The following is an 11,551-nucleotide window of genomic DNA, read 5'->3' as shown; positions in this document are numbered from 1 at the left end:
TAGTGTATTGTTCGGTTACTCGCTAGGTGTGTACCAGATTGGCGACGAATACGCGCGCTCTTGATGGATCAGCTGCGCCTCTTCCGGCAATTCAATACCGAACCGGACCTTGTCGTACAGGACCCAACGGGGTGTGGGAATTTCAAGCGCCCGGACATAGTAGAAGGCCCGCGCATTTGGATCAAAGTCTGGATCGGCCCAAACCGACACAAGCTCGGCGGTGCCAATCGTGTTACTCCAGCTGGCGGTTTCGATATCGACGGTGTTGCCGACAGCCGGGACTTTGCCGTTTTCATCAGCAGCCCGGTCATCCGACCATGCAACGTCGTAGACTTTCTCGTGCAATTCTCCTTCGCCATCGAGCCACCCTTTTACGACCTGTACCCGGTCCAGATTGGCCCCAACCGGATCGCGTAGCGCTGCAATCAGGAATGAAGGCGCTCCATCACCTTCGTTAGGGCGTAAGTCCGAGCCCATCGGAACGCCTTTGGTGTAGCCAACGTCCGCAAGGAACCGGGTCTCAAGATCTGCTTCGTCAAATTCCCATCCACCAAAGAACCGCAGACCGATCCGAGGACCAGTCGTGGCATAGGTTTCACGCCGTTTGAAAGCATCAAAGATCGCCGAACGCGTGTTCTCGGTGGCCCAGACGGCAGTGTAACCAGATGCGACAAGAAGGTCGCCGGGGATTTCGCCAAGATCATTGGCGATGAAGGGGTGCTGGATTCTTGTGGCCGACGGTTCAACGCTGACGGATTTTCCGAAAAAGTTGTCCTCTTCAGCTGTTGCCAGCGATGTGTGGCTGTCTGTTGCCCCACCCATTCCGAACTTATAAGGGTTCACCCCGAATTTTTCTTCCAGCATTAGGCCACGTTTCAAGGCTTCTCTGGCATATTCACCGGCCAGCATGTCCTCCGTTTTCAGCTCGGTAATGTCGAGGTTGCCGACGTCCCAGTTTTCATAGTCCGCAAATTCGTCTTCCGGGCTTAGGAAGGGGTGTGCTTCTCCGTCGCCTTTGATTTGGGTGACCTCATAATGCGGCTCCCACTTGGCGCGGTTCTGCACGTATTCTTCGTCTACCTTGCCGCCGTGATAAGTATCTTCAGTGGGGAACATCCAGCCATTTGACAGGTTGCCGTTATGTGCAAAAGCAACCGCGCGACCGCCGGTTTTACCCTGATATTCTTCAAGCCACGCATAAAGCGCCTTGGGGTCGGTGTCGCCGTAAGGAGGCTGAGTCACGGGTGGCACCATTTGCAGTGCCCGAATTGGCCCGTCACGTAGCATGACATTGCGGTGCAGGTTGAACCCCTTGGGAACGGACGTCCATTCAAACCCAATAAAGGCGGTGAAATTGCCGGGGTCGTTGTGCCGTTCCGCTGCCATAACGATGTTTTCCCATGTAAATGCGAATGCGTCCGCGCCCGGGCTGTATGACTCAAGTAGGATTTCCGGCAGGGTCATTTGAGAGAAATTTGTAATAATGTCGAAGGCCGCTTTCCCGGCTTCTTCACCGCCTGCTTTGTATCCCTCGTACCACTCCAAGCCTTTTGGGTCACCAATAACGCCAGGTTTACCGGCCTGCAGGTCCGGGGCGAAACCCATCAAATCAGTATGATCCGTCAGCACCATCCAATCCAGGGGCCGCGCCAGCCTGACGGCCTGACCGGTTGACGAAATAACTTGTTCCCCCTTTGCGAACCGCCATGCCTCATCAGGAAGCAAGGTGTTTCCGAATGCGCCCGCATCCAGCGACAAACCGGTGTGCAGGTGTGTATCACCCCAAAGCGGCCGTTCGGGGAACGATCGGTTGGCGTAGGGCGAATATGGGCGGTCAGCAAAGGTGCCTTCAGCAGCCTCTTTGCTGGGGACCGCGTCTGCCCAAACAAGCGCTGGTAGTGTCAGCAAAGAGATCAAACAGGTTGTAAGTCGAAGCATTGAATCCTCCCCAGGTCTTCGCGCTAATCGAATATCGTAAACTCAGTATATTCATTTCTTATAATGTATTGAGCGAGTTTTGGTACTGATTTTTCTACCATGAGACCCGCGTCCAGTGCAGGCTGGTACCCCGCATGGCGGTACCCGCGGTCAGAGTACCTCACCGCCATCGACCGTTTCACACGGCGGCCACATGCGTGCCCGCCCTCGACATACACTGCGCAAACGTATGCGCCGAAAAGGTAGTACGCGCCGGGATGGGTGAGTTTGTCCTGTTCGTTGAGAACGGCAACCTTCCCGTCGATCAGGCATTTCCGGCAAAATCGTTGACTTAGAATGCTGGATGCGAGGCGCCAGTGGACGCAGCGCTGGATGCCGATATGCAAAGCGGCAAGGATTTTCGTACTGCAACATCATCGCAGCGGCGCAAAATGCGGATTGCCAAAAAGGTAGGGCAGTATTCGTCGCGCACTGCACAAGTTTGAGGTTGCTGACTGGTGCCCATGGCGGGCAGATTGATTTCCAGGACAAAGGGACGGACCAGCCAATGACACAACAATCCACGGGCATGGCTGTCTTTTTGACCGGCAGTCTGATGGGGCATGTGACCCGAATGTCGCTGACCACCAGCATTGGTCTTATGGCAATCTTTGCCGTGGATTTCGTGGACATGGTGTTCATCTCAATGCTGGGCAATGACGCCTTGGCCGCAGCGGTCGGCTATGCGGGCACGCTTTTGTTTTTCACCAACTCGATCAATGTGGGGCTGTCCATCGCAGCCGGGGCTCTAGTCGCCCGCGAGTTGGGGGCCGGGCGGCCCGAAAAAGCCCGGCAATTTGGGACCAGCGTTGCCCTTCTTGGGATTCTGATTGGGTTGATTGTGTCTGCTATCGTCATGATCAATATCAAGTTTTTTCTGTCCTTGCTGGGCGCGCAGGGCGAAGTTCTGCAACTGGCCGCACGGTATGTCAGCATTATTCTGCCAACCATGTGGGTTATGGCAGTGGCAATGACGGGTATGGCCGTGCTGCGTGCACATGGCGATGCGCGCCGGTCCATGCAGGCCACGATTTACGGCGGGCTGGCCAACGCGATTTTGGATCCGATCCTGATTTTCGCTGTCGGTCTTGGCCTGGACGGGGCGGCGATTGCCTCGGTTATTGCACGTATCTGTATGCTGATAGCGGCGGTCCGGCCCGCAGTGCGCGTGCACCATGGATTTGCGCGACCGTCGCTGAGGCAAGTGATGGATGACCTCCAACCGGTTCGGGCGATTGCAATACCGGCAGTTCTGACCAATGTCGCCACGCCGGTCGGCAACGCCATCGTGATCCGTGAGGTTGCACAGTTTGGAACAGACGCCGTGGCTGGCATGGCGGTAATAGGGCGGTTGATGCCTGTCGCCTTTTCCGTCGTGTTTGCACTGTCCGGGGCCATAGGCCCGATTGTCGGGCAGAACTTTGGGGCAGGGCAGTATGACAGGGTGAAGGGCGCATTCCTGGCGGGCGTGAAATTTACTGCCGTCTATGTGGTTCTGATGGCGGCGGTGTTGTTCATACTGCGTGCCCCCATCGCCAACTTGTTTCAGGCCCAGGGCGAGACGCGGGCGCTGATCTATCTGTTTTGCGGGCCGCTGGCCCTTGCGTCCTTCTTCAACGGGGTGATCTTTGTTGCGAATGCCAGCTTCAACAACCTTGGCTATCCCATTTACTCCACGTGGGTTAACTGGGGGCGACATACGCTGGGCACGTGGCCATTTGCAGTGGCCGGAGCCTATTTCGCAGGCGCTCCGGGAGTGTTGTTGGGGCAGGCGCTGGGCGGTGTGATATTTGCTGCAATCTGCTGGGTAATGGTGCGCCGCGTTGTCTCGGGCCTGACTGCGCCATCAGAGGTCGATCCTTTTGCCGGGCAAAGCCGGCTGCAATCCCTGTTCGGGCGAAGGGGGTGGTGAGCCCTCCCAGCGCGTTTGAATACCAACGGTTTTGGTCACCAGGGGCGGTTTTCGTCTCCTTTGTCGCAACGAAGACATCCTCGTTTGCCAATTTATGAATTCGTTGTAAGCTGAGCTTATGATTGCAAAAAACGCCAAGTTATTTCGGGGCGTTGACTTCAAAAAACACCTTTAACGACCGAGGATGAGCAATGTCCGGAAGTCTTTTGAAGTACACGCGTGTTCTTGAGATTGTTGGAGACACGATCAAAGTCAGGGTGCCTCTGGGCGGATCGACCGACGCAGCGGTGCGTTTCAACGATCTGGCCGTGATCGAAACCGTGGACGGCCACAAGACACTTGCGCAGGCGATTTTCATTGACCGAGATGTTGTCACCCTGCAGGTGTTTTCCGGCACCAAGGGCATCTCGACCGAGGCGACGGCGACGTTTCTGGGCCACCCGATGCAGACGCCGTATTCGCAGAACATTCTGGGCCGCGTTTTTGATGGCGCGGGCGTTTCAATCGATGGCGGACCCGACCTGTCATCCGAACCGCGCGTGGATATTGGCGGGCCGACCGTGAACCCTGCGGAACGCGCCGTTCCCAACAAGATGATCCGAACGGATGTGCCGATGATCGACGTGTTCAACACGTTGGTCGAAAGTCAGAAAATCCCGATTTTTTCGGTCTCGGGTGAGCCGTTCAACGCGTTCCTCAGCAGAATTGGTATTCAGGCGGATGCGGATATCGTGGTGTTTGGCGGGCTGGGGCTGATCTTTGACGACTACTTTACTTTCAGGACGTCCTTCGAGGATGCGGGCGTATTTTCCCGGACAGTGATGTTCGTCAACCAGGCGATGGACCCGCTGGTCGAACGGCTGCTGGTACCCGATATGGCGCTGGCCGTGGCCGAAAAATTCGCGGTGGAAGAGGGCAAACGCGTGCTGGTTCTACTGACTGATATGACCGCTTATGCCGACGCGATGAAGGAAGTTGGTATCAGCCAAGAGCGCGTACCGTCGCAGCGTGGCTATATGGGCGACCTCTATTCCCAGCTGGCCCGCCGATACGAAAAAGCCTGCGACTATGCCAAGGGCGGATCGGTCACTGTGCTCACCGTTACGACGATGCCCGGCAATGACGTGACCCATCCGGTGCCCGACAACACGGGCTATATCACCGAGGGGCAGATCTATTTGCACTCGGGAGTGATTGACCCGTTCGGCAGCCTCTCGCGGCTCAAGCAGAACGTGATCGGCAAGACGACGCGCGAGGATCACGGGCAGATCATGAACACGATGATCCGGTTCTATTCCGAAAGTCGCGACGCCGCGCAGAAACAGGCAATGGCGTTCGACCTTTCGGATTACGACCATCAGTTGTTGAAGTTTGGTGACCTGTTCAAGACCCGGTTCATGGACATCAACGTTTCAATCTCGCTGGAAGATGCGCTGGATTTGGGGTGGAAAACTCTGGCCGAGTGTTTCGCACCTGAGCAGCTACTGATGAAACAGGCCCTGATCGAAAAGTATTTCCCAAAGGATGCCGATGGCGCGGTTGCAGCTGAATAAATCGTCGCTCGCGCGCGAGCAGACGCAGCTGAAAAGCTATGAGCGGTTCTTGCCATCGCTGGACCTTAAGCGTCAGCAATTGATGGCCGAGCGCGCGAAGGCGCGCGAAGATGTGCAGCGCCTTCAGGATGAGGTGCAGGAACTGGCGCAAAAGGTTGGAGAAAAACTGCCGATGCTGGCGCAGCAAGGCGTTGATCTGGACGGGTTGGTCGCGCTGAAAGACTACAAAGTCAAAGAGGTCAACGTCGTGGGCGTAAAGATGCCTGCGCTAGACCGGATCGAGGTCGCGGTGCGTCTGTATTCCTATCTGGCCAAACCTCATTGGGTCGATGCGGCGGCCCGGTTGCTGCACGATATGATCGAGGCGCGTCTACGGGTCAAAGTGGCCGAAGAGCGGGTGAAGATATTCGATAGGGCTGTGGCCACCATCACCCAGCGTGTCAATCTGTTCGAAAAGGTTCTGATCCCGCGCGCCAAAGCGAACATAAAGAAAATCCGCATTTATCTGAGTGATGAACAGATGCAGGCCGTGGTCCGGTCGAAAATCTCAAAGCGCAAACATGCGCAGGAGGCGGTGTCATGAGTGTCGCGCGCCTCAAGAAACTGTCACTGGTCGGGCGATCAAATCAAAAGACCGAAACGCTTGAGGCGCTGCAGGAATTGGGATGCATGCACGTCCTGCCGCTGGTCCCGCCGCCCTCTGAACCGGAAAAGATCAGCGAGCGTGGTGCGCGGGACGCCTATAAGGCGCTGCGGTTCCTGCATGACGTGTCCGAACCGCGCCGACAAATCCAGCGCGACCCCGGTTTTGACATGGAGCAGTTCGTCAAGGATGTGCTGGACCTGATGCAACGGACCCGTGACATGACGGACCAAAGGGATTTTCTGGCCAACCGGATCGCGCAGGTTCGCCCTTGGGGTGACCTGGATTTTCCACCCGACGATGTATTAGCAGGGAACCGATTGTGGTTCTATCAACTGCCGCTCAAGCATCGCGATGCGTTGGAAGCCCTGGATATGCCCTGGGCTATACTCGAGCAGGACCATAGGTTCATCTATGCCGTGCTGATCGACCCGGATGAGCCGGATGACGATATCCTTCCAGTCCCGCGCACGCACACAGGATCGCTGCCCATTCACGAGCTTGAGGCGCAACTGGAAGAGGCTGAGATCGCCATCGAAGCGCTTGAGGCTGAGCGCGTCGCGCAGACCCGATACCTGACACTGATGCGCCGGAACCTGTCGGTTGCCGAAAGTGCGGCTGAGCTGGCCCATGCTACCCAAAAGGTGCGCGACGAAGAGGCGATGTTTGCCCTTCAGGGCTGGGTGCCCGAGGATCGTATAGATGCGGTTCTGGACATGGCAAACGCCAAGGATGCCGCTGTGCTGATCGAAGAACCCGGCCCCGAAGACAGCCCGCCCACCTTGTTAGAACAACCAGAAAAGCGCAGTGCTGCTGTAGACTTGGCACTGTTTTATCAAGTGCCGGGTTACAAGGATTGGGACCCTAGCGTCATCGTCGCCGTTTCGTTCGCGATCTTCTTTGCGATGATCGTGGCCGATGCCGGGTACGGGGCAATTATCTTGGCGGGGCTCTTGTTGTTTTGGAAACGCCTTGATCGCACACCACATGAGCGTTCCTGGCGACGCTTTGGCGTGATCATCTCGGGGGCGACGATCCTGTACGGCATATTGGTCGGCAGCTATTTCGGCGTATCGCCAACTGAGGGGTCGTTCTGGTCCAAGCTCAAACTGCTCGACCTGAACAATTTCGGCGCGATGATGATGGTTTCGATTGTCGTTGGCGTATTGCATCTGGTGCTGGCCAATGCGCTTGCCGCCCGCGCGGCTTGGGGGCACCGAAACGCCATTGCCAATCTGGGCTGGATCGCGGCGCTGATTGGAGGATTCATTTTGTGGCTTAGCTACATGAAGGGCAATTCTCCGGTGCCGGGTGCGGCCTTGATGGGGATCGGGGTTCTGGCCATCGTCTGGTTCTCAAGCGAGCGGGTCATCAAGAAACCAACCGACTGGGTTTGGTGCCTGATCGAAGGGCTGCAAAGCCTTGCCGGGGCCATGGGGGCGTTCGGAGACGTGCTAAGCTACATGCGCCTGTTTGCGTTAGGTCTGGCCTCAGCCTCATTGGCGATCACCTTCAACGATCTGGCGGTTTCAGTCATGCATTCGCTCAAAGGGCTGGGCGTTCTTTTTGCGCTGCTGATCCTGATCACTGGCCACATTCTCAACTTCGCCCTCGCCATGATGAGCGGCGTCGTCCACGGATTACGTCTCAATTACATCGAATTCTTTAAATGGGGTCTGCCGGACGAAGGCGTTGTCTTTCGCCCGTTCGCCCGCAAGGAGGTTCAGGAATGAATGAGCTTGTTTTGACATTGGGTTGGCTGGGCATTTACGCGCCTATGGCGTTGGGCGCGGCCTCCAGCGCGATCGGGTGCTCCATCGCCGGCATGGCCAGTATTGGCGCCATGACAGAAACTGAAGGCGGCTATGGGCGCTTTGTTGGCGTATCAGCCTTTCCGTCGACCATGGTGATTTACGGCATCGTCATCATGTTTACCTTGAACCGAGATGTGACACCCGAAAACGCGGGCGGCTTGTTCGGGATAGGTATCCTGTCAGGCATCGCATTGATGTATTGCGGGATCTGGCAGGGTCGGGCCTGTGCTGCGGCGATCAACGCCACCAAGGAAAAGCCCGAGATCTTTGGCCTGGCACTGGCTCCGGCGGCGATCATCGAAGGGTTCGGCGTCTTTGCCTTTGTCTTTGCTCTGGTGATCAGCGCGGGGATCAGCTGATGGCGCAGGATGGCATGATTTCACACGGTGTGGATGCCCTGATCGATAAGCTGCGAAATGATGGCGTGGCGGCTGGTCAGGCTGACGCTGAAAAACTGCGGTCAGAGGCCAAGGCCGAAGCCGCCAAAATCTTGGCTGACGCGAAACGCGAAGCGGACGACTATCAGAAAAAGGCGCGCAGCGATTCCGACAAATACCGCGCGGCGGGAGAAGAGGCGTTGAATACCGCCATGCGTGATGCAGTTCTGACCATGAAAGGTGGATTGACCGACCGGTTTCGTGAAGATGTCGAACGTCTGGTGACCAAGGAAATGGCTGACCCGAAATTGCTGAAACAGATGATTTTGGAGGTCGTCGGTCAAGAGGCTGATGGCGTCAATCTGGATGGCAAGGTCCAGGTCATTCTGCCTGCCAAAGTCGCGACGCAGGAAGACATCAAGCAGAACGCGGATGACATCCAGTCTGGCAAGCTGACCAAATATGTTCTTGGGCTGACAGCTGAAATGTTGCGCGAACAGGTAGAGCTGCATGCATCGGACGACAACCAAGATGGTATCCGCGTTCGGGCCGAAGATCAGGGCGTTGTGCTGGACCTGACGGACAAGGCGGTCGCCTCACTGCTGATGGAGCATCTTCAGCCGCGGTTCCGTGCCGTGCTGGAAGGTGTGATCCGCTGAGATGTCAGACCCTGACGCCTATATCGCGCTGATCAGCAGCCTGCCGGGATCTGAACGGCTGTTTGTGGCCAAGCAGCCACCGCTGTCACGGCTGCGGTTGGATCGTCGCCTGACCGCGCTTGCATCTGAGGATGCGCGTGTTCTGAAAGCGTTGGAGCAGGCGCTGAACTGGAGTGCATATGACATGGATGTCACGGATGCGCAGGCAGTACAGCGATGCAATCAGGCGTTGGGCAAAATTCCGCAACCAACCTTGCGTAGACTGTTCCTTGAGCGGATGGACTTGCGCACTGTAGTTGCTGCACTGCGCCTGCGCGCGCGTGGAGGCAATCCGCCCTCGGGAGCGTACGGCATTGGACGTTGGAGCCGCCATATTCCAGCCAACTGGGGGGACCCGGATTTCCGACTTTTGGTGCCGATGCCGTGGATCAAGGACGCGCGTCAGCTGTTAGAAGCCGAGGACCCTTTGGGGCTGGAGCGACTGTTGTTATCGGTCAGCCATAAGCAACTGAAACGGTACGCCGCCCGCCACCTGTTCGATTTTGAGGCCGTGGCAATATACGTCCTGATCTGGAACATTTTTGATCGATGGGCGCAAAGCAACGCTCAGGACGCAGCCACAAGATTTGAGAAACTGGCCCAGCAGGCCATGGCCAATGTCGCAGAATTCGATTTTGAGAGAGTAAGCGCATGACTGCCCAAACACCACCGGTTCAAACCGCAACCGCCCGTGTCGTCTCGGTCCAGGAAGGGCTGGTGCAGATTCAGGCCAACCAAGATGCCGCCGGAGTTCCGGGCCAATTGGTCAAAAACGAGGTGGTGTTCATCCTGCCGACCCGTGCTGGACCGGGCGGGCGTCAGGAACGGCTCAAAGCCGAGGTGCTGCGCGTGCGCGGGGACACAGCTGATGTACAGGTGTATGAAAGCACAGACGGCGTGGCCGTTGGCGATCCGGTGGAACAATCGGGTCAGTTGCTGTCTGTAGAACTGGGGCCGGGGCTGTTGGGTCAGGTCTTTGACGGCCTGCAATCGCCTTTGCCCAAAGTTGCTTCCGAATTTGGAACCTTCTTGCCGCGGGGGGCCGATGTAGCACCGTTGGACGATCAGGCGAAATGGTCCTTCACGCCCTCGGTTAAGGTTGGAGATACAGTCACGGCAGGCGACAGCATCGGAACTGTTCCGGAAGGCCGGTTCACCCATAAAATTATGCTGCCCTTCAATTGGGTTGGCGAATACAAGGTCGTTTGGGTTCAGAAAGGGGCCGCGTCAATCCATGAGATTGTTGCCCGACTTGAAGACGAGCAGGGGGGTGAGCACACTTTGACGCTGTGTCAGAAGTGGCCAGTTCGGCGGCCCTTGCCTGAAACGGTTCTGAAACGTGCCCTGTCCGAACGCTTGTACCCGACTGAACCTGTGCTGACCTCGCAACGCTTGATTGATACGTTCTTTCCCATCGCGCGTGGTGGTACGGCCTGTATTCCCGGCCCGTTCGGGGCGGGTAAGACTGTGCTTCAAAACCTTATCGCGCGGAACTCCAAAGTGGATATCGTGATCGTCGTTGCCTGTGGTGAACGCGCGGGCGAGGTTGTTGAAACGATCCACGAATTCCCCAAGATGACCGATCCGATGTCGGGCGGAAGTCTGATGGATCGGACGATCATCATTTGCAACACCTCTTCCATGCCCGTTGCGGCTCGCGAGGCGTCGATTTTCACCGGAATCACGCTGGGCGAATACTACCGTCAGATGGGGTATGATGTTCTGCTGATCGCGGACAGTACCAGTCGCTGGGCGCAGGCCATGCGCGAGACTTCCGGCAAGCTGGAGGAAATTCCGGGTGAAGAGGGTTTTCCTGCCTACCTGGAGAGTTCGATCAAGGGCCTGTACGAGCGTGCTGGGGCGCTGAAAACAAACGATGGCGACCTGGGTAGCCTGACGTTGATCGGCACTGTGTCACCAGCGGGAGGCAATTTTGACGAACCAGTGACGCAGTCCACGCTGTCAACGGTGAAGTGCTTTCTTGGGCTGTCCTCGGAACGAGCCTACAAACGGTTCTATCCCGCCGTCGATCCCTTGCTCAGTTGGTCGCGCTATACTGAACAACTCTCGGATTGGTATGACAAGAACGCCGAGGCTGGTTGGACAGGCAAGGTGGGCGATCTGCTGGCGCTGATCGAAAAAGGCGAGCAGGTCGATCAGATGATGCAGGTCACTGGTGAAGAGGGCGTCACGATCGAGGATTTCGTGATCCAGCAAAAGGGCCTGTTCGTGGACATGGTCTATCTGCAGCAGGACGCATTCGACAAAGTGGATGCCACCGTTCCGCTGGAGCGTCAGAAGATGACGTTCAAACTGGTCTACGATGTCACGCAATCGACCGCGGAATTTGCGGATAAGGGTGAAGTCCGTCAAGTCTTTACACAGCTTACCGGTTTGATGAAGAATTTCCATTATGCTGCAGAAAATACACCGGAATTCAAATCGCTGTGGGGACAGATTCAGGATCTTTGCCGCGAAAAATTTGGGGTGTAAGTCAGAGAAGTGGTAGCCCGTAGGGGAATCGAACCCCTCTTTCCAGGTTGAAAACCTGGCGTCCTAACCGATAGACGAACGGGC

General features: G+C 56.8%; 10 protein-coding genes. 9 read left to right on the top strand and 1 reads right to left on the bottom strand.

The features are described 5' to 3' along the window. Positions 1-15: 15 nt before the first annotated feature. A complete protein-coding gene (locus tag AC2FFH_RS00050; RefSeq protein ID WP_058274781.1) occupies positions 16-1,938 on the bottom strand; it encodes a DUF3604 domain-containing protein in 1,923 nt (640 codons plus the stop codon). Positions 1,939-2,294: 356 nt separating this feature from the next. Here AC2FFH_RS00050 and AC2FFH_RS00045 point away from each other — a divergent pair, with 356 nt between their 5' ends. The 9 genes from AC2FFH_RS00045 to AC2FFH_RS00005 all read left to right on the top strand — a co-directional run bounded on the left by AC2FFH_RS00045 (position 2,295) and on the right by AC2FFH_RS00005 (position 11,467). Further along, positions 2,295-2,423, top strand: coding sequence for a hypothetical protein (locus AC2FFH_RS00045; protein ID WP_496843485.1), 129 nt, complete (start codon positions 2,295-2,297; stop codon positions 2,421-2,423). 62 nt (positions 2,424-2,485) lie between these two features. Beyond that, positions 2,486-3,889 (top strand): MATE family efflux transporter, encoded by a 1,404-nt coding sequence (locus tag AC2FFH_RS00040; protein WP_496843484.1) that lies wholly within the window; start codon positions 2,486-2,488, stop codon positions 3,887-3,889. Positions 3,890-4,080: 191 nt separating this feature from the next. After that, positions 4,081-5,442 carry a V-type ATP synthase subunit B gene (locus AC2FFH_RS00035; RefSeq protein WP_496843483.1) on the top strand — a complete coding sequence of 454 codons (1,362 nt, stop codon included), beginning with the start codon at positions 4,081-4,083 and terminating at the stop codon, positions 5,440-5,442. Continuing rightward, complete coding sequence (locus tag AC2FFH_RS00030) at positions 5,420-6,025, top strand: V-type ATP synthase subunit D (protein WP_496722050.1); 606 nt, start codon at positions 5,420-5,422, stop codon at positions 6,023-6,025. The genes AC2FFH_RS00035 and AC2FFH_RS00030 overlap by 23 nt, the downstream gene beginning before the upstream one ends. Further along, entirely contained in the window at positions 6,022-7,818 is a 1,797-nt protein-coding gene (locus tag AC2FFH_RS00025; RefSeq protein WP_496843482.1) for a V-type ATP synthase subunit I, read from the top strand. Before AC2FFH_RS00030 ends, AC2FFH_RS00025 begins: the two co-directional genes overlap by 4 nt. After that, positions 7,815-8,258 carry an ATP synthase subunit C gene (locus AC2FFH_RS00020; RefSeq protein WP_050602715.1) on the top strand — a complete coding sequence of 148 codons (444 nt, stop codon included), beginning with the start codon at positions 7,815-7,817 and terminating at the stop codon, positions 8,256-8,258. Before AC2FFH_RS00025 ends, AC2FFH_RS00020 begins: the two co-directional genes overlap by 4 nt. Further along, positions 8,258-8,935: a hypothetical protein gene (locus AC2FFH_RS00015; RefSeq protein WP_496722054.1), complete on the top strand. Its 678-nt coding sequence runs from the start codon at positions 8,258-8,260 to the stop codon at positions 8,933-8,935. The genes AC2FFH_RS00020 and AC2FFH_RS00015 overlap by 1 nt, the downstream gene beginning before the upstream one ends. A gap of 1 nt (position 8,936) precedes the next feature. Further along, positions 8,937-9,629, top strand: coding sequence for a hypothetical protein (locus AC2FFH_RS00010; RefSeq protein ID WP_496780489.1), 693 nt, complete (start codon positions 8,937-8,939; stop codon positions 9,627-9,629). After that, a complete protein-coding gene (locus tag AC2FFH_RS00005; protein WP_496769698.1) occupies positions 9,626-11,467 on the top strand; it encodes a V-type ATP synthase subunit A in 1,842 nt (613 codons plus the stop codon). The genes AC2FFH_RS00010 and AC2FFH_RS00005 overlap by 4 nt, the downstream gene beginning before the upstream one ends. The last annotated feature ends 84 nt before the right edge of the window (positions 11,468-11,551 follow it).

The organism is Ruegeria sp. YTSC003 (genome assembly GCF_059609785.1).
The sequence above is the reverse complement of the archived record's forward strand: the minus strand, read 5'-3'. Positions and strand labels throughout refer to the sequence as shown.

What these genes read in the sequence shown, in the direction of transcription:
- AC2FFH_RS00050 (WP_058274781.1), bottom strand. Translation starts at nt 1,938, where the DNA reads ATGCTTCGACTTACAACCTGTTTGATCTCTTTGCTGACACTACCAGCG.
- AC2FFH_RS00040 (WP_496843484.1), top strand. Translation starts at nt 2,486, where the DNA reads ATGACACAACAATCCACGGGCATGGCTGTCTTTTTGACCGGCAGTCTG.
- AC2FFH_RS00035 (WP_496843483.1), top strand. Translation starts at nt 4,081, where the DNA reads ATGTCCGGAAGTCTTTTGAAGTACACGCGTGTTCTTGAGATTGTTGGA.
- AC2FFH_RS00030 (WP_496722050.1), top strand. Translation starts at nt 5,420, where the DNA reads ATGGCGCGGTTGCAGCTGAATAAATCGTCGCTCGCGCGCGAGCAGACG.
- AC2FFH_RS00025 (WP_496843482.1), top strand. Translation starts at nt 6,022, where the DNA reads ATGAGTGTCGCGCGCCTCAAGAAACTGTCACTGGTCGGGCGATCAAAT.
- AC2FFH_RS00020 (WP_050602715.1), top strand. Translation starts at nt 7,815, where the DNA reads ATGAATGAGCTTGTTTTGACATTGGGTTGGCTGGGCATTTACGCGCCT.
- AC2FFH_RS00015 (WP_496722054.1), top strand. Translation starts at nt 8,258, where the DNA reads ATGGCGCAGGATGGCATGATTTCACACGGTGTGGATGCCCTGATCGAT.
- AC2FFH_RS00010 (WP_496780489.1), top strand. Translation starts at nt 8,937, where the DNA reads ATGTCAGACCCTGACGCCTATATCGCGCTGATCAGCAGCCTGCCGGGA.
- AC2FFH_RS00005 (WP_496769698.1), top strand. Translation starts at nt 9,626, where the DNA reads ATGACTGCCCAAACACCACCGGTTCAAACCGCAACCGCCCGTGTCGTC.